The following is a 24,370-nucleotide window of genomic DNA, read 5'->3' on the forward strand; positions in this document are numbered from 1 at the left end:
TCTGACTCCATGGTTGTGGTCGTCCGGTATCCGCGAACGCGGCCCGTATAACCAGTGTAGGAGCTTGCGTCAGCCTTGCCGCGTACTGCTGCGATACATGAACAGCAACGCCAACGCGAGACACACCATCGCCAGTATCCGGCTGCTGGACAACTCGATCGCCGGGTTGCCCAGCCAGCCGAAGTTATCGATCAACATCCCCATCCCCAGTTGCCCGACGATCACCGCCACCGTAGCCACCGCCGTGCCGACCCGCGGCACCGCGCCGACCATCACCATCATGTAGACCACCCCGAACAACGCGCCGCTGAGCTGCCATTTCGGCACGTCCAGCAAACTCACGGCATGGGCCGGTTCGAAAAACAGGATCAGCAGCCCGGTGGTCACGGCACCGACCACGAAGGTCAACAAACTGCTGCGCAACACGCCAACCGTTTCACCCAGCCGCCCATTGATCGCCGCCTGAACACTCAACACCGCACCGGCCGCCACTACCACCGCCAACAAAATAATCAGATTCATCATCAACCCCGAGCGATCAGAACTAGTGCCGCGACAATCAGCAACAAGGCCAGCCAACGTTCACCGTTGACCTTTTTGCGGGTAGCGCCGAACCAGCCGAAGTGGTCGATCAACACGCTTTTTCCGACCTGCCCGGAGAGGATCGCGATCATCGTCATGGCAATGCCGATGTGCGGCGTGGCCAAGGTCAGCACGATCACGTACATCGGCCCCAGGAACCCGCCGATCAACTGCCAGCGAGGCAGCTCATTCAAGGCCGGCCCCTGTTGCGGACCGCTGAACAGCAACAGCAAAAACAGAATCGCCGAGCCGACACCGAAGATGCTCAAGGTCGCCCACAAGTGCCCGACCTGAACCCCAAGCGGCCCGAGCAAACCGGCCTCCACGGACAGGCCCATGCCGGCCAGAATCACCAGTGGCAGCAGCAACAGTCGTAGCCCCGGCTGGGTGGCGACAACGCCAACGTCGTCGATCGAAGAAGATTGCATAGAGAAGCACCTGCCAGTCATCAGATAAAACACGGACCCATGTAGGAGCGGGCTTGCTCCCACAATTATCGGCTGGCGATCCTTTGCGATAAATGGGAGCATCCTGACAACACTTTTGCGCAACTCGCACAGCAGGATTCGTCATGCATGGCCTCAACGAACTGGGTTTCAAGGCCCTTCGGCTGTTTGTAGCGGTGCTGGACCACGGCAGTTTTTCCGAAGTCGCCCGCCGCGAGGGCCTGGCACCCTCTTCGATTTCCCGGCAGATCCAATTGATGGAACAAGCCCTGAGCCAGCAATTGCTCTATCGCCACACCCGCGCCGTCTCGCCCACTGAAGCCGGGCGCATGCTCGGTCATCACGCGCGGTTGGTGCTGGTGCAACTCGAAGAGGCCGAACAGGCTCTGCAGGAACAGCAAAGCGAACCGAGCGGACTGGTGCGGATCAATGCGCCAGTGGTGTTCGGTCAGCGGCACCTGACGCCCTGGCTGGGACGGCTCTGCGAGCGCTACCCGAAACTGCAACTGGATATCCAGCAAACCGACAGCTACGTCGACCCGCTGCAGGAAGGTGCTGACCTGCTGTTCCGCATCGGGCCGCTGCACGATTCGAGCATGCAGGCGCGCATTCTGGCGCCCCATCGTTTTCAAGTCGCCGCAAGCCCAGCCTATTTAGAACGTCACGGCACGCCGCAACATCCCGAAGAACTGACCGCGCATCAGTGCCTGGCCTATAAGGGCGTGACTGGTCAGCAACGCTGGTTTTTCCGCAAGGATCAGCAGGAATGGACGCACTGGTCGGTAAAGGGGCCGATCACCGGCAACCACGCCGACACCCTGACGCAAGCCGCCGAACAAGGCTTGGGGCTGGTGATGTTTCCGTCGTGGCTGATTGGTGAGGCGGTGCGCAACGGCACGCTGGTGCCGGTGCTGGGGGCGTATCAGGTGTCCAACAGCCTTGAGCCGCAGCAGATTGCGGTGCTGTGGCCTGGGAGCCGGCGGTTGTCGGTGAAGGTTCGGACGGTGATTGATTTCTTCGTGGAATGCTTCGGCACGGTGCCCTACTGGGACAGGCCGTAACCACCCGCCCTTGTAGGAGCTGAGCTTGCTCGCGATAGCGTTCTCGAGATCGCCATCGCCGGCAAGCCGTGCTCCTACAGTTTTGGGGTGGTGTCAGATACGGAACTGACCCACCAGTTTGCCCAGGCGCTGACCGAGGTCGGCCAGGCTGCGGGAAGTCTGGGCGCCGAGTTGGGTTTCGTCGGCAACGCTGTCCACGGCCACGGCGATCTGATGCACGCTGCGGTTGATCTCTTCGGCCACGGCGGTCTGCTCTTCGGCAGCGCTGGCGATCTGCGCGTTCATCGAGTTGATGGTGCCGATCAGCTGAGCCATGGTATCGAGCGAAGCGCCGGCCTCGTTGGCCTGAGCCGACGTGCCGTCGCCGGCCTCGCTGGAACGGCGCATCGCTTCCACGGCCGATTGGGTGCCGGCCTGCAAGCGATCGATCATGCCCTGGATTTCCTGGGTGCTGATTTGCGTACGACTGGCCAGCGCTCGAACCTCGTCGGCCACTACGGCAAAACCACGCCCGGCCTCACCGGCACGGGCGGCTTCGATGGCGGCATTGAGCGCCAACAGGTTGGTCTGCTCGGCAATCGAACGGATCACCCCAAGCACACTGACAATCGACGACACGTCTTTTTGCAGACTGTCGAGGGACACGCCGCTGCTGCGAATATCGTCCACCAACGCATGAATCTTCACGATGCTGCCGGCCACCACACGCTTGGCAGCCTGGCCTTCTTCGTCGGTCTGCTGGGCGGCCACCGCGGCGTTTTGCGCGCTTTTCGCCACTTCCTGAGCGGCGGCGGACATTTGGTTGATCGCCGTGGCGACCTGATCGGTCTCGTGACGCTGACGCTCCATGGCCTGATCCGAACGCTGGGCCTGGTCGGAGACCTGATTCACCAGCCCGGTCAGTTGCGAGGTCATTTCGGTGATCTGGCGCACCAGGCCGTGAATCTTGTCGACGAAACGGTTGAACGAGCCGGCCAGTTCGCCTAGTTCATCCTGGCTGGTGATGGTCAGGCGACGCGTCAGGTCACCCTCGCCCGCCGCGATGTCATCGAGGTTGGCTTTCATCAGGTTCAGCGGACGCAGGATGGTGTTGGCCAGCAGCATCCCGGCGGCGGCAATCACCAACAGCACCACGGCGGCAATCCCGACGATGCTCAGCACCACGCCTTGCATGCGCTCCTGAACCTTGGCTTGAACCAGCGCGACTTGCGCTTCGATACCGTCGAGGTTGACCGACGTACCGACCGCCATGTCCCACTTCGGCAAGTATTCGGTGTAGCCGAGCTTGGGCACCAGCACTTGGGTGTTGCCGGGCAGCGTCGAGCTGTATTGCAGATAGTGGGTGCCGTCCTTGGCGACTTTCACCAGGTCGCGGTTGACGTAAACGCCGTTCGGATCGCGGTTGTCCTTGAAGCTTTGGCCCACGCCTTCAGGGCTGTTGGCCTTGAACAGACGCACGGTGTTGGAGTCGTAGCCGAAGAAGTAGCCGTCCTTGCCGTAGGTGATGCTCGACAGCAACTTGACCACTTGGGCCCGCGCCGCGTCATCACCGGGGGCGGCCGCATCGTAAAGAGGTTTGATCGTGGTCATGGCCACGGCGACGTAGCTTTGCAGCGTCGCCTTGGCATCGCTGAGCAGGCGCTGGCGAGTTTCCTCGACTTCCTTGCGGGCCTGCTCCTGCAGAATGAACAGCGTAGTCAAGCTGATGACCAGCGCAAAGAGCAACACCGGGAGGACGGCAAGGGACAGGACTTTAGCCTTCAGGCTCATGCGCATGACGGTTCACTCTTTTGATTTTATTGGCGTGGTTAAAGGCTTTAACGGCACGCCGGATCAAAAGTTGAGTGCGGCCCTTGTGGGAGCGAGCCTGCTCGCGAAAGCGGTTTGTCAGTCACCGAGGTGTTGAATGTGCCGCCTTCGCGAGCAGGCTCGCTCCCACAGGGGAAATGTGTTTAGAGGACCATCGCCGCCGCCCAGCCGAACGCCAGCAACGGGATGTTGTAGTGCAAGAAGGTCGGGACCACGGTGTCCCAGATGTGGTGATGCTGGCCGTCGATGTTCAGACCCGAGGTCGGGCCGAGGGTCGAGTCTGAGGCTGGCGAACCGGCGTCACCCAAGGCGCCAGCAGTGCCGACGATGCACACGATCGCGATCGGGCTGAAACCCAACTGTACGCACAACGGCACGAAAATCACCGCCAGAATCGGTACGGTGGAAAACGACGAGCCGATGCCCATGGTCACTAACAGGCCCACCAACAACATCAGCAACGCGCCAATGGCTTTGCTGTGGCCGATCCATGAAGCCGAGGTTTCGACCAGCGTTTGCACTTGCCCGGTGGCTTTAATCACTTCGCCAAACCCGGACGCGGCGATCATGATGAAGCCGATCATCGCCATCATTTTCATGCCTTCGGTGAACAGGTCATCGGTGTCGCGCCATTTCACAATGCCCGAGACCGAGAAGATCAGGAAACCCGCCAGCGCGCCGATGATCATCGAGTCCAGCAGCAGCTGAATGATGAACGCTGCTGCTATGGCCAGACCGGCGACCATCAGGCTCAGCGGGTTGTACTGCACCGCGACCTGTTCGACTTGCTCGATCTTTTCCAGATCGTAGACGCGCTTCTTGCGGTAGCTGACAAACGCTGCCGCGAGCCCGACGACCATGCCCAGTGCCGGAATCCCCATGGCATGGGTGACGTTGATGCCGCTGATGTCCACCCCGCTACGGGCGACGTTGGCCAGCAGGATTTCATTAAGGAAGATGTTGCCGAAGCCCACGGGCAGGAACATGTACGGCGTAATCAGGCCGAAGGTCATGACGCAGGCAATCAGTCGGCGATCCAGTTGCAGCTTGGTCAGCACATATAAAAGCGGCGGCACCAGCAGCGGAATGAAGGCGATATGTATCGGCAAGATGTTCTGGGACGCGATGGCCACCACCCACAGCAAACCGATCAACAGCCATTTGACCTGACGGCCGCCGCTGGCGTGCTGGCGATCGACCATCAGCAAGGCTTTGTCGGCCAGGGCGTGTGCCAGGCCGGACTTGGCAATGGCCACGGCGAAAGCGCCAAGCAATGCGTAGGACAACGCGACCGTCGCGCCGCCACCGAGACCACTGTTGAAGGCTTTGAGTGTCGCGTCGATGCCCAAGCCACCGGTCAAACCACCCACCAGGGCGCCCACGATCAGCGCGATTACGACGTGCACGCGGGACAGGCTGAGGATCAGCATGACGCCGACCGCGGCAATTACAGCATTAATCATCGGTACCTCAAGGCAAACGGAAAGAGTCCGGCCGGCAGTCTGCAAAGAGCCGCCAGCGGATTAAATGAGAGGGTTTTATTAGAGGGCGCGCACTGTGCCGCAGCATCCACGCCTTGTCAAAGCGAACACCGCCCCTGTAGCAGCTGGCGAAGCCCGCGTTCGGCTGCGCAGCAGTCGTAATCCAACTGGCGCGGTGTATCTGGATGAACGTGCAAGCAGGTTTTACGACTGCTGCGCAGCCGAACGCAGGCTGCGCAAGCTGCTACAGGTTTGTGTGCCTCGATATTCGTCGAGCGGCATAAAGAAAGCCGAATGGCGGCCGTTACAGTGCAAAGTCTCAGATATTTATCGAATAAAGGACGTCTCCATGTCGCTCAGACAACTTTCCATTCAATGGAAAATCACACTGCTGGCCGGGCTGTGCCTGGCCGGCATCGTGACCCTGCTGGTGGGTCTTTCGCTGTATCGCATGGAGCACAGTTCCGAGATGGTGAAAGCATCCAGCATGGAGATGCTCACCGAAGCTGCCCAGGCCCGGATCGAATCCCAGGGTGAAAACCAGGCGCTGGGGATTCGCCAGCAGTTCATGGACGCCTATCAATATGGCCATGGCTTTTCGCGTCAGGTGCTGTTCCTGCGCGACCAGGCCGAGAAACGCTTTCTCGATGCCTTTGACCTGCGTGAAGACCTGACGCGTCAGGTCAAGTCAGCCCTGCAAGCCAACCCGGAATTGCTCGGCCTCTCGCTGGTGTTCGAAGCCAACGCGCTGGACGGCAAGGACGATCTGTTCGCCGGCCAGGCCGAGCTGGGCAGCAACGACAAGGGCCGTTTCGCCCTGTACTGGTCGCAACCTGTGCCTGGCAAGGTGACGTCGATGGCGCTACCGGAAAGCGACATGGCCGACACCAGCACCGGCCCTAGCGGCGAACCGGCCAACGCCTGGTTCACCTGCCCGCGCACGACGCTCAAGCCCTGCGTGATCGAACCCTACTTCTATGTGATCGACGGCCAGAACGTGTTGATGACCAGCATCGTTTTCCCGCTGATGGTCAACGGCAAGGTCATCGCTTCGCTGTCGGTGGACATCAACCTCAATAGCCTGCAAGCCGTCAGCCAAGGCGCGAGCAAGAAACTCTATGACGGCCAGACCAACGTCAGCATCATCAGCCCGGTCGGTTTGCTGGCCGGTTACAGCCCGGACGCCAGCAAGCTCAGCCAGCGCCTGGATACCGTGGACAAGGCCAACGGTGCCGAGCTGATCCGCATGCTCGCCACCAGCAGCAAGACCGAAAGCCTGCACAACAATCAACAGCTCAAAGTGCTGTCGCCGTTCCAGCCGATTCCCGGTGGCAAGTCCTGGGGTGTGTTGCTTGAGGTGCCGGAGAAAGTCCTGGTCGGCCCCGCCGAAGCGTTGAAAAAACAACTCGATGAAAGCAACACCGCCGGCACCCTGGTCGAACTCGGCCTGGGTGTGCTGGCCGCGTTGATTGGCCTGTTGCTGGTGTGGCTGATGGCCCGCAGCGTGACCAGGCCGATCCTGGGTGTGGCGCACATGCTCGAAGACATTGCCAGCGGCGAAGGCGATCTGACCCGCCGCCTGGCCTACGACAAAAAGGACGAACTCGGCCAATTGGCCGGCTGGTTCAACCGCTTCCTCGACAAGCTGCAACCGATCATCGCCGAGGTCAAACGCTCGGTGCAGGACGCGCGCAGCACGGCGGATCAGTCGTCCGCCATCGCCACCCAGACCAGCGCTGGCATGGAACAGCAATTCCGTCAGGTGGATCAGGTCGCTACCGCTTCCCACGAAATGAGCGCCACCGCTCAAGACGTCGCTCGCAGTGCAGCGCAAGCGGCACAGGCAGCGCGGGATGCGGATCAGGCCACCCGTCGCGGTTTGACCGTGATCGACCGCACCACCGCCAGCATCGACAACCTCGCGGCCGACATGAGCGCGGCGATGGTTCAAGTCGAAGGCCTGGCGGCCAACAGCGAGAAGATCGGTTCGGTGCTGGAAGTCATTCGGGCCATCGCCGAACAGACCAATCTGCTGGCGCTCAACGCCGCCATCGAGGCCGCACGTGCCGGTGAAGCCGGACGCGGTTTTGCCGTCGTGGCCGATGAAGTGCGCAACCTGGCACGCCGGACCCAGGAGTCTGTCGAAGAAACCCGCCTGGTGATCGAGCAGCTGCAGAGCGGCACTCAGGACGTGGTCGGTTCGATGAACAACAGCCATCGTCAGGCTCAGGGCAGTGTCGAACAGGTGGGTCAGGCGGTGACGGCGCTGCGCCAGATTGGTGAGGCGGTGACGGTGATCAGCGACATGAACTTGCAGATTGCCAGTGCCGCTGAAGAGCAAAGCGCCGTGGCCGAGGAGATCAACAACAACGTGGCGACGATTCGAGATGTTACGGAGTCGCTGTCGGGGCAGGCCAATGAATCGGCGCGGGTGAGTCAGTCGCTCAATAGCCTGGCGAATCAGCAGCAGAGTTTGATGGATCAGTTTCGGGTCTGAGAAGCCCTCACCCTAACCCTCTCCCAAAGGTAGAGGGGACTGACCGAGTTGTTCTTAGAGCTACATCGACCTGAAATATAGAGTCGAACTCAGGATCTGAAAGCGCTGGAGATCGGCTCCCTTTCCCCCTCTCCCCTCTGGGGTGTTTGTACCGGACACATGGTGGACAGGTGTTCGGAGACATGGTGGACACTTTTAAATAGACACATTGCTCATCTGAAAGGAGATGGTTTGTGTCTTGGGAAGAGGTGTCCACCATGCAGCTTCGTTCCGAATTTGTACTGTTAGCTCGGCAAGAAGGGGCCAATATCCGACAACTCTGCCGACGCTTTCATATCAGCCCAAGCACCGGATACAAATGGCTTGGCCGGTTCGAAACCTCTGGTGCAGACGGCTTGCACGACCAGTCTCGGCGCCCAAAACATTCACCCAAACGCTGCGCTGATACGGTTGAAAAGCAGATTCTGGCCTTGGGGGTGGAGCACACGGCCTGGGGCGCCCGCAAGCTCAAACGCAATCTGGAGGATGAGGGGTATTTGATGCCCGCCGTCAGCACGGTGCATGCGATTTTGCAGCGTAATTCGCGAATCGACCCGCAGGCGGCAAATACCAAACCCTTTATCCGATTTGAGCATGAAGCCCCCAACGATCTTTGGCAGATGGACTTCAAGGGACATGTCGGCATGCGCCATGGTCGCTGCCATCCCTTGACGGTATTGGACGACCATTCGCGGTTCTCGCTGTGCATCGCGGCCTGTGGCAACGAGCAGCGTCAGACCGTGCAGGAGCAGCTTATCCACGTGTTTCGGCGCTACGGCTTGCCGATGCGCATGACCATGGATAACGGTGCACCGTGGGGCGATCAGAGCGGGGTTTATACCGCGTTAGAGGTCTGGCTGATGAGCCAGGGCATCCGAGTGGGCCACTCCAGGCCTTATCACCCGCAGACTCAGGGCAAGCTTGAGCGTTTTCACCGCAGCCTCAAGGCTGAAGTTTTGCAAGGTCAGTGCTTCATCGACCTGCTTGGGGCACAGAACGCCTTCGATATCTGGCGCGATATCTACAACCAGAAACGCCCCCATCAAGCATTGGAAATGGAGGTTCCAGCGACTCGCTACAGCTGTAGTCCTCGTGAATACCAGGAGCATCGGCAAGCACTGGAGTACGCCGAAGGGGATTTGATCAGAAAGGTTCAGGCCAATGGCGAGATGTACTGGAAAAGCCGCAAGTATGCGATTGGAAAGGCCTTCATCGGCGAGCACATAGCCATCAGAGAAACGACCGAGGATGGCATCTACGACATCTATTGGAGCAGACATCGCATTGCCAAAATTGACTTGAGCTTGCAGACCGTTGTATCAGGAAAGCGGCTTTGAAGACGTCCACCATGTCCCCGAACATGTGTCCACCATGTGTCCGGTACAAACATGGGGCGAGGGCTGGGGTGAGGGGTGGTTTTCAGCCTGAACGCTTGGGCAACTCAATCACCACCCGCAACCCGCCCCACTCACTCTCCTCCAGCCGCAACACCCCGCCCCACGTATCGACGATGTCCCGCACAATCCCCAAGCCCAACCCATGCCCATCCGTTTGTTCATCAAGCCGAGTACCCCGGCTGAACACCTGATCGCGCTGGTCTTCGGGAATCCCAGGCCCATCGTCTTCCACGCTTAACTCAAACCCTTCTACCGTCTCGACCACGCTCAACCGAACCTCGGCGTCCGCCCATTTGCAGGCGTTGTCCAGCAGGTTACCGAGCAGTTCGAGCAAATCCTCGCGATCCCAAGGCAGTTGCAAACCGGCCGGTGCGCGGTAACTGAGCTCAAGATGCTCACCATGAATCATGTTCAACGTCGCCAGTAACCCAGGCAATTCAGCATCGCAATCAAACAATGCCCCCGGCAACGAATCGCCGGATAACCGTGCGCGATTGAGTTCGCGATTGAGTCGCTGCTGGACCTGTTCCAGCTGCGCCCTAATGACCTTGCGCAGTTCCGGCTGCGCATCGAGCTTCTCGCTTGAAGCCAGGCTCAACAACACCGCCAGCGGGGTTTTCAAGGCGTGGCCGAGGTTGCCCAGCGCATTGCGCGAGCGCTTGAGGCTGTCTTCGGTGTGCGCCAGCAAATGGTTGATCTGCGCCACCAACGGTTCAAGCTCTACCGGCACCTGATCATCGAGTTGCGAGCGCTGGCCCTGCTGCAACTGGGCGATCTGCTCTCGCGCCTTCTCCAGCGGGCGCAAGGCGCGGCGCACGGTGATGCGTTGCAGCAGCAGAATCAGCAACAACCCCCCCAATCCCAGGCCGAGACCAACCTGTTGCATACGCAGGAAACTCTCGCGCACCGGCGTGTAATCCTGGGCCACGCTGATGGAAATCGATTGGCCGAGCCGTCGATAGTCTGAACGCAGCACCAGTAATTGCTGCCCTTCCGGCCCCAATTGCAGGTTGCTGTGCAGGCCGGCATGGTCGAGGCGCGGCATGTCCTGATCCCACAGCGAACGGGAGCGCCAATGGCTGTCGGCAAAGTCGATGCGAAAGTAATGCCCGGAAAACGGTCGCTGATAGGCCGGCGACAGGTGCCGCTCATCCAGCTGCAAACCCTGCGGCCCACGAACCAGCGCCACCAGCAGGTTTTCGCTGTCGTTGCGCAGCCCGGCTTCGAGGTAGCGCTGCAAACCCATTTCGAACAGCCACAGGCTGGTCTGCGCCAGCACCAGGCCGACGATCACCATCACGCTGATCAAACCCAGGCTCAAGCGGCGCTGGATCGACCTCACTGGGCTTGCCCGCCGAACAGGTAACCCTGGCCGCGACGGGTTTCGATGACGCTGCGCCCGAGTTTGCGCCGCAGGTGGTTGACGTGGACTTCGAGCACGTTGGAATCGCGCTCGGTTTCACCGTCGTAGAGGTGTTCGGCGAGGTGGCTTTTGGAAAGAATCTGCTCGGGGTGCAGCATGAAATAACGCAGCAGGCGGAATTCAGCGGCGGTGAGCTGGATGTCGGCGCCGTCGCGGGTCACGCATTGGCGGCCTTCGTCCAGGTGCAGTCCGGCAGCCTTGAGCGTCGGCTGGTTGGCATGGCCATGGGAACGGCGCAACAGTGCCTGGACTCGCAAGTGCAGCTCTTCGGGGTGGAAGGGTTTGGTCAGGTAATCGTCGGCGCCGGCCTTGAGACCTTCGATCCGTTCCGCCCAGGAATCACGGGCGGTGAGAATCAGCACTGGCGTGGCCAGGCCACCGGCCCGCCATTGCGTCAGCACGTCGAGCCCTGGCAAACCCGGCAGGCCGAGGTCGAGAATGATCAGGTCATAAGGCTCGCTGCTGCCCTGATACACCGCGTCGCGACCGTCGGCCAGCCAGTCCACGGCGTAACCCTGACGGTTGAGGCCGGCCATCAGTTCGTCGGCCAGCGGCACATGGTCTTCCACCAGAAGCAAACGCATCGATCAATCTTCCTTGTCTTTCAGTAACTGGCCGGTGGTGGCGTCGAGGTCAAGTTCGCGGACCACGCCTTCGGCGGTCAGCAACTCGACTTCATAAACGTAGACGTCGTGTTTCTCTTCGAGCTCGGCTTCCAGCAGTTTGGCCCCGGGGTAGCGGTCCAGCGCTTGCTGCAACAGCTGCTCCAGCGGCAGGATCACCCCCTGTTGTCGCAGGCGCAGGGCTTCGTCCTGATCCAGGTCGCGGGCCATGACCACCGAGCAAAAAGCCAGAAGCGCCAGAGCCATTCGACCTCTCGTGCACCGCTGTGAAAAAGAAAACACCTTCATTACGTATCCTGATGATCCTTGAGAATCTGCCCGCTGACAGCGTCCAATTCCAGGTCCCACTCAATGCCCTGAGGGTCGCGCAACTCCACCTGATAGATGTACTTGCCGTACTCTTCTTCCAGCTCGGTTTCGGTGATGGTGGCACCCGGGTGTTTGGTCAGAGCAGTAGCGTTGAGCTTCTCGAAAGACACAATGGTACCAGCGTCGCGCAGTCTCAGGGCTTCGTCGGGACCGAGGTCGCGAGCGTGGGCGATGCTGGCGGTCATGCCGATGATGGACGCGGTGAACAGGGCAGTCAGGGTTCTCATGGGGTGTCTCCGTATTTTTTTATGTGTTGCCTACGGGAGCCACCTTAGCGATCCGAACTTAACTGAAACTGAATTGCCATCATCGAGATGGCAACACGACATCACAGACATACACAAAACCTGTGGGAGCGAGCCTGCTCGCGAAGGGGCGGCACATCCAATATTGATGTGACAGACAGACCGCTTTCGCGAGCAAGCCCGCTCCCACATAATCCCCCGCTTGCCTGCATTCGAGACCGGTATGACCGCTATCCACATCAAGTTCCCCTCGCTGACGCTCAAGGCCGGCCCTCGCGCCTTGGCGCGCATCCGTGAAAACGGTTTGAGCGCCGCCGATGTCGGCACACTGCCGGGTGCTGCCGGTGGTCCCAAGGCGTTGGGGATTCAAGGTCTGGACCTGGCGTTGTTCGGTGAATGGCTGCCAGCGGCACCACGGGAGCGCTCGTTGATCGGAGCGTCGGTGGGTTCCTGGCGCTTCGCCAGCGCGTGTCTGCCGGATGCCGCCGAAGGTATCCGCCGTCTCGGTCACCTCTACACCGAGCAGAACTTCGCCAAGGGCGTGACCATGGCGCAGATCAGCCAGAGCTCCCGGCGCATGCTCGATGACCTGCTCGACGGCCGCGATGCCTCGATTCTGGACAACGCTCATTACCGACTGAACATCATGGTGGTCAAAAGCCACGGCCTGCTGGCGGACGATCATCGCGGCCGACTGGGGCTGGGCCTGTCATCGGTGATCGCCGACAACCTGCGCGGTCGCGCGCGGCTGTCGCGGCATTTCGAGCGGCTGATCATTCACGATCCGCGCCTGGCACCGCCGGTCAATGCACTCAACGATTTCCCCTCGCGCTTCGTTGCGCTGAATGCCGGTAACCTGCGCCAGGCCTTGCTCGCGTCAGGCTCGATCCCGATGGTGATGGAAGGCGTGCGTGATCTGCCGGGTGCCGGTGCCGGGACTTTTCGCGATGGCGGTCTGCTGGACTATCACCTCGACCTGCCCTACAGCGGCAACGACATCGTGCTCTATCCGCACTTCACCGACCGGGTCATTCCCGGCTGGTTCGACAAGACCCTGCCGTGGCGCCGCGCGTGTCCTGCGCGTTTGCAGGATGTCCTGTTGCTGGCGCCATCGAAGGATTACCTGGCGCGTCTGCCCTACGGCAAACTCCCGGACCGCAACGACTTCAAACGCTTCATGGGCGATGCCCCGAGCCGGCAGAAATACTGGCGCACGACGATGGATGAAAGCCGTCGTATGGGCGATGAGTTCCTCGAACTGGCTGCCAGCGGTCGCCTCGGGGAGCGCTTGCTGACCCTTTAGTCAGTGTTTTCCCGCAACGCCAAACGCAAACTGTTAAACTCGCCGCCTGCCCACATCGCCGCGGCGATCGCCACCTGACAGAGCTCAAACAACTGTGGAAATCTTCAAAGAATTTACCTTCGAATCCGCCCACCGCCTGCCCCACGTACCGGAAGGCCACAAGTGCGGCCGCCTGCACGGTCACTCGTTCAAAGTGGCGGTCCACCTGAGCGGCGACCTCGATCCGCACACTGGCTGGATCCGCGATTTCTCGGAAATCAAGGCGATCTTCAAGCCGCTCTATGAGCGCCTGGACCATAACTACCTGAACGACATTCCCGGTCTGGAAAACCCGACCAGTGAAGTCCTGGCCAAATTCATCTGGAAGGAATTGAAGCCTCTGCTGCCGGAACTCAGCGCGATCCGCATTCACGAGACGTGCACCAGCGGCTGCATCTATCGCGGCGAGTAAACCGATCTAAAGACAACGAAAATCCCTTGTGGGAGATTCCCACAGAGAACTGCGTTTCGTCAGTGAATACAAAAACAGCCTTCAATGGCTGTTTTTTTATGCCTATGCTTTTTGGCCCCCCCACGCCAAGAGGACACCCCCAATGACGGACTGGCCGCTGCCTCAGACCTATCGCTTCAACGGGCACTCCGTTCGCTACGCCGTACGGGGCGACGGTCCGCCGTTGGTGTTCGTGCATGGCACGCCCTTCTCTTCTTACGTTTGGCACCGGATTGCGCCGCACTTCATCACCACGCATCGGGTGCATTACTTTGACCTGCTGGGTTATGGGCTATCAGAGAAAATCGAGGGCGATGTGTCACTGGGTGTGCAGAACGACCTGTTGGCTCACTTGCTGGATCACTGGGGTCTGGAGCGACCAGACGTGGTTGCTCACGACTTCGGCGGCGCCACCGCTCTGCGTGCTCACCTGCTGAACGGCAAGGACTACCGCAGCCTGACGCTGATTGATCCAGTGGCGCTGACGCCCTGGGGTTCGCCGTTTGTGCAGCACGTGCGTCAGCATGAGGCGGCATTCAGTGGCCTGCCCGATTACATTCAACAAGCAATCGTGCCGACCTATATTCGCGGGGCGATCAAGCGCGAAATTCCGGACGACGAACTCGCGCCTTACGTGCAGCCGTGGCTCGGCGATCCGGGGCAAGCGGCGTTCTACCGGCAGATTGCGCAGATGGACGAGCGTTATACCCGCGAGGCCGAAGGGCTGTACCCGACGATTCGTTGTCCGGTGCAGATTCTGTGGGGGGAAGACGATCAGTGGATTCCCATTGAGCGCGGGCAGGCGTTGCATCAGATGATTCCGGGGTCGCGGTTTCAGGCGATTCCGAATGCCGGGCATCTGGTTCAGGAGGATGCGCCGGAAGCGATTGTCGCAGCGTTGCTGAAGTTTTTGCCGCAACACAAATCCTCATGACGAAACCAAATCCACTGTGGGAGCGAGCTTGCTCGCGATGACTGAGTCACATCCGACATTGATGTCGACTGACCCACCGCTATCGTCGGAACGCCGCCCGGAGCCGGCTCGCTCCCACATCGGTTCTGTGTTCCTTCAGGTGCACCTCTTTCGTGCCCCTCCCCGGGCCAAATCTCCGTGCTCGGCTATAAATAACTACACCACCCCACGCTTGGCACGACCACTGCAACACGCTCCCGCGTCACTCATTCAGCAAGGAACGCCCCATGACGCAGAACGATCCCGGTAACGATTACCCCCTCAGCGAAGTCCCGATGCATGCCCGCAAAGGCCTGGCCTCAACGGCCATGGTGCTGCTGGGTTTCACCTTTTTTACCGCGACCATGTTTGCCGGCGGCAAGCTCGGTGTGGCGTTCAGTTTCGGCGAGATGATGGCGGTGACTATCGTCGGCAATCTGCTGCTGGGGATCTACGCCGCAGGCCTTGGCTACATCGCCTTCAAGAGCGGACTCAACTCGGTATTGATGGGACGCTTTTGCTTCGGTGAAGTGGGCAGCAAGCTCAGCGACCTGATCCTCGGTTTTACCCAGATCGGCTGGTACGCCTGGGGCACGGCCACTGCCGCCGTGGTGCTGGGCAAGTATTTCGAATTGAGCGAGGGCACCGTTCTCGGGCTGATGGTGTTGTTCGGCCTGCTGTTTTGCGCGACCGCGTATGTCGGCTATCGCGGCCTGGAGATTCTGTCGTACATCGCCGTACCGGCGATGATGTTGCTGCTGATGCTGTCGATGTGGGTGGCCACGGTGAAGGTCGGCGGGCTCGAGGGTTTGCTCGCGGTAGTCCCGACGGGAACACTGGACTGGTCGACAGCGATTACCCTGGTGTTCGGCACCTTCGTCAGTGGTGCGACCCAGGCAACCAACTGGACGCGTTTCTCCCGTTCAGCACGCGTCGCGGTGCTGGCGAGCCTGATCGGTTTCTTCATCGGCAACGGCCTGATGGTGTTGATCGGTGCTTACGGTGCAATCGTTTACCAGCAACCGGACGTGGTCGAAGTGTTGCTGCTGCAAGGCTTCGCCATGGCGGCAATGGCGATGCTGCTGCTCAATATCTGGAGCACCCAGGACAACACCATCTACAACTTCGCCGTCGCCGGTTGCAACCTGCTGCGCACCGGCCGTCGCAAAACCGTAACCCTGGCTGGCGCAGTGATCGGCACGTTGCTGGCGCTACTCGGCATGTACGACATGCTGGTGCCCTACCTGATTCTGCTGGGCACTGTGATTCCGCCGATTGGCGGCGTGATCATGGCGGACTTCTTCTACCGCTATCGTGGTCAATATCCACGTCTGGCCGATGCCCGGTTGCCAGCGTTCAACTGGTCCGGTTTGGCCGCCTACGCAGTCGGCACTGTCGCTGCGTTCAGTTCACCGTGGGTCGCGCCGCTGGTAGGGATTGCCGCTGCCGCGCTAACGTATGTGTTACTGACCGGCGTGCTGGGTGCCCGTACTGCCAACGCACCATTACAAGATCTATAAAAGGATTCGCCTGATGCACATCATCAACGCCCGCCTGCGCAACCAAGATGGCCTGCATGAGTTGCACCTGGAAAACGGCCTGATCAGCAACATCGCCCGACAGACCGAAGCGCCAACCCTGGGCCCCGATGATCTGGACGCCGGCGGCAACCTGGTGGTGCCACCCTTCGTCGAGCCGCACATTCACCTCGACGCCACGCTCACCGCCGGCGAGCCGCGCTGGAACATGAGCGGCACGCTGTTCGAAGGCATCGAGTGCTGGGGCGAGCGCAAGGTGACGATCACCGAAGAAGACACCAAAACACGCGCCAAGAAAACCATCCAGACCCTCGCCGCCCACGGCATCCAGCACGTGCGCACCCACGTCGACGTCACCGACCCGCAGCTCACCGCGCTCAAGGCGATGCTCGAAGTGCGCGAAGAAAGCCGTCACCTGATCGACATGCAGATCGTTGCGTTCCCGCAGGAAGGCATCGAGTCGTACCGCAACGGTCGCGAGCTGATGGAAGAAGCGATCCGCATGGGGGCCGATGTGGTCGGCGGCATTCCGCATTTCGAGTACACCCGCGATCAAGGCGTGAGTTCAGTGAAATTCCTGATGGACCTGGCCGAGCGCACCGGTTGCCTGGTGGACGTGCATTGCGATGAAACCGACGACCCGCACTCACGCTTTCTGGAGGTGCTGGCCGAAGAAGCCCGCAGTCGCGACATGGGCTCGCGGGTGACCGCCAGCCACACCACGGCCATGGGCTCTTACGACAACGCTTACTGCGCCAAACTGTTTCGCTTGCTCGGGCATTCGGGGATCAGTTTTGTCTCCTGCCCCACCGAAAGCATTCACCTGCAAGGGCGCTTCGACAACTTTCCGAAACGTCGTGGCGTGACCCGTGTCAACGAGCTACTCGAAGCCGGGATGAACGTGTGTTTCGGCCAGGATTCGATCGTCGACCCGTGGTATCCGCTGGGCAACGGCAATATCTTGCGGGTGCTCGAAGCCGGCCTGCACATCTGCCACATGCTCGGTTACCGCAACCTGCAAAGCGCGCTGGACCTGGTCACCGACAACAGCGCCAAGGCCATGAATTTGGGGGATCGATATGGACTGGAACGCGGGCGGCCGGCGAATTTGCTGATTCTGTCGGCGGACAGCGATTACGAGGTGATCCGCAGCCAGGGCCTGCCGCTGTATTCGGTGCGCGATGGCAAAGTGTTGATGAAGCGGCAGATGCCGGTGGTGGAGTTCTTCGGCGATCAGAGCTGAGATTTGCGTTGATTGGGCTGACGCCTTCGCGAGCAGGCTCGCTCCCACATTGGATCTGTGTCGTTCACAAATTCCCTGTGGGAGCGAGCCTGCTCGCGAAGGCAATCGAATGATCAATCCATTAACCGAGCCGTACCAAACAGACTGACCCGACTCAACTCCCCCGACTCTTCCTCCAGCAAAATCGGCGCCGTCCCCCCGGGCATGACCACTTTGACCTCCCCGGCACTGACCCAACCCACCCGCCACGCCGCGCAAGCCACCGCACTGGCGCTGGTGCCCGACGACGCCGTCGGCCCTTCTCCACGCTCAAACACCCGCGCAACCACTCGCCCCTCGGATTCAAGCATCGCCCATTGCAGATTCACGCCAGCAGCACACGGCTCCCCAGCCCCGGTCGGCATGGCGTAAGCGATACGCGTAAGCCCTTCGGACAGCCGCGGTTCGCGCATCTGCTCATTGCCCGGCAATGCATCGGCGTTCTCTAAAAGCGTCACACAATGTGGATTGCCGATGCGCACGAACTGGCTTCGAGACCAGGCAGGATCAAGCGCCGACAACGACTGTACATGACTGACATCGCGACCGTTCAACAACACACCTTCAACCCCTTTAGCCCCCACCGCGTCCGGCCCGAACGAGGATTTGCCCAAATCCAGCCAGAACCCTTTCACACCCTCGACCTCTGCCGGTTTCACCGAAGTGTCCACCGGTGAAACCGCATCAGCCTTGTCGTGATGAACCCTGAGCAAACAAACCTCGTCCCTCGCCAGCAGCCCTTGCTCACTCAGGGCCTGAGAGAAAATCGTCAACCCGTTGCCACTGCGCTCGGCCAGGGTGCCATCGGTATTGACGATCAGCAGGTCAAACGGTGGCGAGTCTTGAAACGGCCCGATCAGCAAGCCATCGCAGCGATGCGACTTGGCATTGGGCGGACGCGAATGCGACGGCCATTCGCAGAATGCATCCACCGCTTGCCGGCTCCAGGCTGCCCGGGACGATGCGGCGTGGCCAGCCGTTGTCGGTAAGTCGACACCGGCGCGACGCACCGCTGCGGGGGATACCACGCCATAAATATTGCCGCGTGCATCGTAGAACTGCGCCATGTACCGGTCCTTTTTTATCTCTTGGGGCGGTGCCCACTCTAATGCTTCAGCAGGCCTGCAATCACGCTTCAAACCTGAAAAAGCACCCTTCTCAGGGAGAAAGTGATAGCACTTCGCCAAGAAACATCTTGCATCAAAATCAGTATGAGCAGGCAGGCCGGTCCTCTCAGCCCATGTGCGCAACTTTTTGCGCAACTTTTAACCTTTATGATCCCGCACGGTTCTGGTTCACGCCTTCGCGTGGACGCAGTACTTCATGGAACGTCAGCAACACCTCAAGGAGTCCGAGATGTTCAGCCCTGCCAACCAGACCCATTTCAGCCTGACCGTCGAAGACTATGTAGACGACCTGCAAGTGCTGTCGTTCACCGGCACCGAAGGCATCAGCCAGCCGTATCGCTTCGACCTGGAACTGGTCAGCGAAAACCCCGACCTCGACCTGGAAACCCTGCTGCACAAACAGGCGTTTCTCGCGATGGACGATAAAGGCAGCGGCATCCACGGCCAGATCTACCGCATAGCCCAAGGCGATGCCGGCAAACGCCTGACCCGCTACAAAATCTCCCTGGTGCCGCAACTGCAATACCTGCACCACCGCACCAACCAGCGCATCTACCAGCAGATGTCCGCGCCAAAAATCATCGCGCTGATCCTCGATGAACACGGCATCAAAGGCAACGCCTACAACTTCCAGCTCAGCCAACCGTGCCCGGACCGCAACTACTGCGTGCAATACGACGAAACCGACCTGCATTTCGTCCAGCGCCTGTGCGAAGAAGAAGGCATTCACTACCACTTCCAGCACAGTTCCAAAGGTCATCTTTTGGTATTCGGCGATGACCAGACCGTGTTCCCGAAACTCGGCCAGCCAACGGCGTATGTGCAAGGCAGCGGCATGGTCGCCGACGAGCCGGTGATCAAAGGCTTCAAGCTGCGCCTGGAAACCCGCACCGGCCGCGTCACCCGTCGCGACTACGACTTCGAAAAACCACGCCTGCAACTCGAATCCGCCTACAAACCCGAGGCGCAAAGCGACGCGCCGGACCTCGAAAACTACGACTACCCCGGCCACTTCATCGACCGCGCGCGCGGCAAATTCCTCAGCCAGCGCGCCCTCGAACGCCACCGCGCCGACTACCGTCAGGCCGAAGGCCACGGCGACCAAACCCGACTGATCAGCGGCCACTTCCTGGAAATGTCCGACCACCCGCGAACCGAGTGGAACGACCTCTGGCTGCTCACCGAAATCTTCCACGAAGGCAAACAACCGCAAGTGCTGGAAGAGTCGGTGACCAGCGACACCACCGACCACAAGGACGACTTCCACCAGGGCTACCGCAACCGCTTCCTCGCCACGCCGTGGGACGTGTTCTACCGCCCGGCGCTGCAACACCCGAAACCCCGCGTGCTCGGCAGCCAGACCGCCATGGTCACCGGCCCCAAAGGTGAAGAAATTCACTGCGACCAATACGGCCGCATCAAGGTGCAATTCCACTGGGACCGCGAAGGTTTGGCTGATGACAAAACCAGTTGCTGGATGCGCGTCTCATCGAGTTGGGCCGGCGACCGCTACGGCGCCATCGCCATCCCGCGCATCGGCATGGAAGTGTTGGTGACCTTCCTTGAAGGCGATCCTGACCAGCCCGTGGTCACCGGCTGCCTGTACCACAAGGAAAACCAGGTTCCCTACGACCTGCCGGCGAACAAGACTCGCAGCGTGTTCAAAACCCTCAGCTCACCGGGTGGCGGGGGTTTAATGAACTGCGGATTGAGGACAAGAAAGGGGCCGAGCAGATCTTCATCCATGCCCAGCGGGATTGGGATGAAAACGTTGAGCATGATCAGAAGATTCGGGTTGGCAATGAACGCCACGATACCGTGGAGAAGAACACCTACACCGAGCTGAAGGCGGAAGAGCATCGGACCACGATTGCTGATCGTAAGGTTGAGGTCAAAGCGAGCGATCACTTGGTGATTGGCCAAAACCAGCACATCAAATTGGGTACCGCGCAATTGATGAAGGCCGGTAATGAAACCCATCTCAAGGCTGGGCAAAAGATGGTCATCGAAGCGGGCATGGAACTCACCGTGAAAGCCGGAGGGAGTTTCATCAAGCTGGATGCGGGTGGCATAACCGTGGTGGGGCCAGTCATCAAACTGAATGCCGGCGGAGCACCTGGTGTAGGAACTGGCAATGCCGCGCTCCTGCCATTGGTGCCGTTGCCGGCCGCCTCTGACAAGGCTGGTGAAGTACCCGAACGTGGCGAGTCGCAACCGGCGCCAGAAGTCATTCACAAACTCAGCGCAGTGATCAGCGCGGTTCCTGGTCATCCTGGCTACGAGGACGAACCCTATACGCTATTTGCCGATGGCGCAGTGATTCAGGAAGGCCTTACCGGCGAAGACGGCATGATCAAGTTTGATCACGTCCCCGGCACTCAGGCCTACGCGGTGGAACTGGTGAACGGTCATCGCTTCGAGATCGAACCCAAGGAAGAAAGCAGCGAAGCAGCCTCACAGAACCAGCAATTGGCGCGCCAGGGCTATCGCGATTACCACGCGCAAACGGATCAACTTGAACCCTTGGGCTCAACGGATGACTACCGTTCCGCTGCCTTGAACCCGGCAAACAAGCCGAAGAGCCTTTGAGTGCAGGAAGCAATCGAATGACGACTGATTACAGCAAAGAAGTGATCCAGCTGACGCCTAAAGAGCACAACTCCACCGCCTTGACCATGGACTGGTTCGCGACCAAAGCGATGTACCCACCGCGAGCCGGCATCAAGGTCACCCCGTTGATCAACGGTGAAAAGGCGTTCGGTGCTGTTTACGATGCTATTCAGTCAGCACAGAAGAGTGTCGAAATCATCAGCTGGGGATTCGACCCGGCGATGCGTTTCAAGCCCGGTGGCGACCGCATCGGTGAGCTGCTGGATGTTCGAGGTCGCAGCGGCGTAAAAACCCGCGTGCTGATCTGGAAAAACCCGCGGGCCAACTTTGTGGAAAACACCATCATTGGCGATGGCCTGGCAGGCTCCGGTGGCACTGCCATGGGCTCCGGCCTGGCCAAGGGAAGCGCCGGCTCCAAGCGGACACTCGAAGATCGCCAGCGCCTGGAGTATCGCCGCACGATTCACCAACATGAATTGACCAAACTTCGCGCCGGTGAGATCCCCGCCTACGGCACCAGTGGTTATCGCTACGAGCAGCGCGAAAAGGAACTGCAGGCCATTCTGCTCGATACGGAAAACCAACTGAACGGGCAAGGTGGTTACAACAAACTCAGAGGCTCCGGAGCCCCAGGGTATTCACCTGAAGATGAGGAATACACCCAGGAATGGTTCAGCCGCCTCCACGGTGGACGTATGCAGAACGTCGAGTTTCGTACCCGTGACTTCTCCACCGAAATACCACTGAATGCCGCCATTCGTGGTCCGCAGATGGCCAAGGAAAAAGGACGCCTGGCGACCCTATATCGCCTGATGCAAGGCGAAGCGCCAGACACTAACTTCGCGCACATGCTGGCGTTGACCCTATTCGCCAGTCACCACCAGAAGATGGTGTTGGTGGACTATGAAGATACCGCGGCCGCAGTTGGCTTCGTCATGGGCCACAACATGCATCGCAACTACTGGGACACCAGTGCGCACTTGTACAACGACAAGGCCGCACAGCGCAGTCCGGGTTTCGGGCCGTGGCAGGACTTGTCCACCAAGGTACAAGGCCCGGCCCTGCATGACTTGAACCACAACTTCACGACCGCCTGGGATCGTGAAACCTCCTGGGTCAAAAAATGGTTTGACGATGGTATGCAGGCGCAGCGCCAAGCCATTAAACCGGACAACTTCAAAGCCGCCGGAACGAGCATGGCGCAGATTTGCCGGACACAACCGCAAGAAGGGGCTGAGACTTCGATTCTGGAGCTTTACCACAAGGCGTTGGGCAACGTGCGTGACTACGTCTACTTTGAAAACCAGTACTTCCGCTACCCGCCGTTCTCCCGACAGTTGCGCGAACTGGCAGCGGCTTACATTGCCAAAGGCCGGGACAAAGACTTGTACGTGTTCGTGGTGACCAACAACCCGAACTCCAAAGACTTTTCCAGCACCACCTATGCGAGCCTGCAGGAACTGGGACAGGAACAACTGATGCCCCAAGCCCAGCGAAGCCTGGCGGAAGCCATGCTGCGTAAATGCAGCCAGTTGGCCTGGCTCGAAACCCACCCACACAACGACGCCTACGTGCAACGGGCTCAGCTCAATCGCGCCGAAGTGCTGAAACGCGAGATCACCGAGCTCGAAAAAAAGGGCGTCACCCCTGAAGTCGAAGAACGCATGGGCGGCCTCAAACAAAAAGACATCCCCGAACTCAGCAAACCGAAATCGGACGATGGGGATGATGCAAAACCCTATACCCTCAAGGATTTACCAGGCCTTAAAGTCGCCATCGCAACCCTCACTGCCTGCACGCCAGAGCCTGGGGGTACGCTAGCCAAAGGCGATCAGGCCTATTTTCGGGACATCTACGTGCACTCAAAACTGCTGGTGGTGGACGATGTTTTCAGCTTGCTGAGCTCAGCGAATATCAACACGCGAAGTCTGCATACCGACTCGGAGCTGGGGGTTGCTATGCCGGATCCTGAGTTGGCGAAGCATTGGCGGGAGGAGTTGTGGAAATTGCATGCGGGTCAGTCAGTTAATGATGCTAAGGGGCGATGTGATGCGGCAGCCAACTTTAATAAATGGAATGAAATCATGGACAAGAACTGGGAAAACAAAGGCAGAAACAAACCTTTAACTGCTCATTTAACTCGCTTTTGGGATGTGGAGACGCCTTATGCCAAAGCCGTTGACTAAAGCCATTTCTTTTTGTGCCCTCATTCTTTCTATTTTGTTGAGCGGAGCTCCAGCCATGGCTTATCCAACCTTTACCTGTGCCTATGAAAAAGACCACAACCCTCCACTGGATGCAGAAGCCGAGCGCTGGTTTCAACAAGCTCGTGTTTTAGAGAAAGTACGGGGCGTCAAAGACTGGGGAGCGATCGTTGCTCTATATGATAAAGCCATCGCCAAAGACCATTGGAAGGCCATGCACAACATGGCGGCGCTATATCGTACTGGGTGGCCTGGTCAGCCAGGTGTAGAACAAGACACTAACAAGATGCTAGATCTCTACGAACGTATGGTAAAGCTCAAGGTGCCACTGGGTTATTACAACTGGGCCGTAGTTGTTGAGAACGGACGAGGCGTTATGAAGTCGGACAGGATGGCCAGTTCCTATATGTATCAGGCGGCACAACTAGGTAATCCAATGGCACAGGTACAGCTGGGTCAGTACTTTGCTTTTGGGCTCCCTAGAGACAAGCAGGACGACGACATGGCTGAGCGTTACTATCGATGCGCAGGCGCTCAGGACAATCCCGACGCCATAGAAAAAACAGCGAGCTTTTATGATACAGCGAAGGAAAACAAACCACGCGCTCTATTCTATTATCAACGGGCCGCGGAACTAGGCAGCACGATCGGAGCAAATAACCTACAAGGCGTATTTAAGGAAAACCCTCAGCCAATATATAACTACGGCTACCAGCCAGATGAGAAACTCTACAAGTTTTACTCCGATCTACGGGAGCAACTTAATGCCAACCCTCAACTACGCTTCCCTAACCTCATGAAAGAGCACCCACTTCCCGCGCACCCCAAACAAGGTTTTGACGCAGAGCATCCAGACCGTAGACCGGAAATATGACTTGCTTGTCATTCAGCA

19 protein-coding genes and 1 pseudogene are annotated in these 24,370 nt (G+C 59.4%); 11 read left to right on the plus strand and 9 right to left on the minus strand.

All coding sequences use genetic code 11. From position 1 onward, the window contains the following. Positions 1 to 69: 69 nt before the first annotated feature. Together QFW87_RS20100 and QFW87_RS20105 are read right to left on the minus strand one after the other, a co-directional pair. Complete coding sequence (locus tag QFW87_RS20100) at positions 70 to 525, minus strand: DMT family transporter (protein WP_282480914.1); 456 nt, start codon at positions 523 to 525, stop codon at positions 70 to 72. Next, complete coding sequence (locus QFW87_RS20105; RefSeq protein ID WP_283188668.1) at positions 525 to 1,010, minus strand: DMT family transporter; 486 nt, start codon at positions 1,008 to 1,010, stop codon at positions 525 to 527. Before QFW87_RS20105 ends, QFW87_RS20100 begins: the two co-directional genes overlap by 1 nt. Before the next feature lie 143 nt (positions 1,011 to 1,153). Between QFW87_RS20105 and QFW87_RS20110 the strand changes: the two genes are divergently transcribed. Then, positions 1,154 to 2,089, plus strand: a complete 936-nt coding sequence (locus QFW87_RS20110; protein ID WP_283188669.1) for a LysR family transcriptional regulator — start codon at positions 1,154 to 1,156, stop codon at positions 2,087 to 2,089. Between the two features lie 93 nt (positions 2,090 to 2,182). Here the strand turns inward: QFW87_RS20110 and QFW87_RS20115 are convergent, their stop codons facing one another. Beyond that, positions 2,183 to 3,865, minus strand: a complete 1,683-nt coding sequence (locus QFW87_RS20115; RefSeq protein WP_283181023.1) for a methyl-accepting chemotaxis protein — start codon at positions 3,863 to 3,865, stop codon at positions 2,183 to 2,185. 176 nt (positions 3,866 to 4,041) lie between these two features. Further along, the gene (locus QFW87_RS20120) at positions 4,042 to 5,358 is read right to left on the minus strand and encodes a Na+/H+ antiporter NhaC family protein (RefSeq protein ID WP_283184606.1); all 1,317 of its coding nucleotides are present in this window, start codon (positions 5,356 to 5,358) and stop codon (positions 4,042 to 4,044) included. Positions 5,359 to 5,728: 370 nt separating this feature from the next. Here QFW87_RS20120 and QFW87_RS20125 point away from each other — a divergent pair, with 370 nt between their 5' ends. Then, positions 5,729 to 7,876 (plus strand): methyl-accepting chemotaxis protein, encoded by a 2,148-nt coding sequence (locus QFW87_RS20125; RefSeq protein ID WP_283188670.1) that lies wholly within the window; start codon positions 5,729 to 5,731, stop codon positions 7,874 to 7,876. 257 nt (positions 7,877 to 8,133) lie between these two features. Beyond that, a complete protein-coding gene (locus QFW87_RS20130) occupies positions 8,134 to 9,252 on the plus strand; it encodes an IS481 family transposase (RefSeq protein ID WP_283182018.1) in 1,119 nt (372 codons plus the stop codon). A gap of 82 nt (positions 9,253 to 9,334) precedes the next feature. Here the strand turns inward: QFW87_RS20130 and QFW87_RS20135 are convergent, their stop codons facing one another. Genes QFW87_RS20135 through QFW87_RS20150 form a run of 4 tightly spaced genes read right to left on the minus strand, consistent with a single transcriptional unit; the run spans position 9,335 to position 11,954 of the window. Beyond that, on the minus strand, positions 9,335 to 10,654 hold the full coding sequence (locus QFW87_RS20135; protein WP_283188671.1) for a sensor histidine kinase: 1,320 nt from the start codon (positions 10,652 to 10,654) through the stop codon (positions 9,335 to 9,337). Continuing rightward, positions 10,651 to 11,319, minus strand: a complete 669-nt coding sequence (locus QFW87_RS20140) for a response regulator transcription factor (RefSeq protein ID WP_283188672.1) — start codon at positions 11,317 to 11,319, stop codon at positions 10,651 to 10,653. The genes QFW87_RS20135 and QFW87_RS20140 overlap by 4 nt, the downstream gene beginning before the upstream one ends. Before the next feature lie 3 nt (positions 11,320 to 11,322). After that, positions 11,323 to 11,646: a PepSY domain-containing protein gene (locus tag QFW87_RS20145; RefSeq protein WP_223433639.1), complete on the minus strand. Its 324-nt coding sequence runs from the start codon at positions 11,644 to 11,646 to the stop codon at positions 11,323 to 11,325. After that, positions 11,646 to 11,954: a PepSY domain-containing protein gene (locus QFW87_RS20150; protein ID WP_283181027.1), complete on the minus strand. Its 309-nt coding sequence runs from the start codon at positions 11,952 to 11,954 to the stop codon at positions 11,646 to 11,648. The genes QFW87_RS20145 and QFW87_RS20150 overlap by 1 nt, the downstream gene beginning before the upstream one ends. Positions 11,955 to 12,195: 241 nt before the next feature. Here QFW87_RS20150 and QFW87_RS20155 point away from each other — a divergent pair, with 241 nt between their 5' ends. From QFW87_RS20155 to codA, 5 genes are all read left to right on the plus strand, one after another. Next, positions 12,196 to 13,275, plus strand: coding sequence for a patatin-like phospholipase family protein (locus tag QFW87_RS20155; protein ID WP_283181029.1), 1,080 nt, complete (start codon positions 12,196 to 12,198; stop codon positions 13,273 to 13,275). Positions 13,276 to 13,369: 94 nt separating this feature from the next. Further along, the gene (gene queD / locus QFW87_RS20160) at positions 13,370 to 13,726 is read left to right on the plus strand and encodes a 6-carboxytetrahydropterin synthase QueD (RefSeq protein WP_283181030.1); all 357 of its coding nucleotides are present in this window, start codon (positions 13,370 to 13,372) and stop codon (positions 13,724 to 13,726) included. Positions 13,727 to 13,868: 142 nt separating this feature from the next. Beyond that, positions 13,869 to 14,699 carry an alpha/beta hydrolase gene (locus QFW87_RS20165; RefSeq protein ID WP_283188673.1) on the plus strand — a complete coding sequence of 277 codons (831 nt, stop codon included), beginning with the start codon at positions 13,869 to 13,871 and terminating at the stop codon, positions 14,697 to 14,699. 266 nt (positions 14,700 to 14,965) lie between these two features. Next, on the plus strand, positions 14,966 to 16,237 hold the full coding sequence (codB, locus tag QFW87_RS20170) for a cytosine permease (RefSeq protein WP_283188674.1): 1,272 nt from the start codon (positions 14,966 to 14,968) through the stop codon (positions 16,235 to 16,237). 13 nt (positions 16,238 to 16,250) lie between these two features. Next, positions 16,251 to 17,498, plus strand: coding sequence for a cytosine deaminase (gene codA / locus QFW87_RS20175; RefSeq protein WP_123368400.1), 1,248 nt, complete (start codon positions 16,251 to 16,253; stop codon positions 17,496 to 17,498). Positions 17,499 to 17,611: 113 nt separating this feature from the next. Here the strand turns inward: codA and QFW87_RS20180 are convergent, their stop codons facing one another. Further along, the gene (locus tag QFW87_RS20180) at positions 17,612 to 18,604 is read right to left on the minus strand and encodes a diaminopimelate epimerase (RefSeq protein ID WP_283188675.1); all 993 of its coding nucleotides are present in this window, start codon (positions 18,602 to 18,604) and stop codon (positions 17,612 to 17,614) included. A gap of 289 nt (positions 18,605 to 18,893) precedes the next feature. Between QFW87_RS20180 and tssI the strand changes: the two are divergent. The 3 genes and pseudogenes from tssI to QFW87_RS20195 all read left to right on the plus strand — a co-directional run bounded on the left by tssI (position 18,894) and on the right by QFW87_RS20195 (position 24,352). Next, a pseudogene (gene tssI, locus QFW87_RS20185) lies at positions 18,894 to 21,253 on the plus strand (type VI secretion system tip protein TssI/VgrG). A gap of 17 nt (positions 21,254 to 21,270) precedes the next feature. After that, positions 21,271 to 23,460 (plus strand): phospholipase D-like domain-containing protein, encoded by a 2,190-nt coding sequence (locus QFW87_RS20190; protein ID WP_283188676.1) that lies wholly within the window; start codon positions 21,271 to 21,273, stop codon positions 23,458 to 23,460. Further along, a complete protein-coding gene (locus tag QFW87_RS20195) occupies positions 23,441 to 24,352 on the plus strand; it encodes a sel1 repeat family protein (RefSeq protein ID WP_283188677.1) in 912 nt (303 codons plus the stop codon). The genes QFW87_RS20190 and QFW87_RS20195 overlap by 20 nt, the downstream gene beginning before the upstream one ends. The last annotated feature ends 18 nt before the right edge of the window (positions 24,353 to 24,370 follow it).

The sequence above is a fragment of the Pseudomonas sp. PMCC200344 genome, assembly GCF_030053095.1.
GTDB classification, from domain to species: Bacteria; Pseudomonadota; Gammaproteobacteria; order Pseudomonadales; family Pseudomonadaceae; genus Aquipseudomonas; species Aquipseudomonas svalbardensis.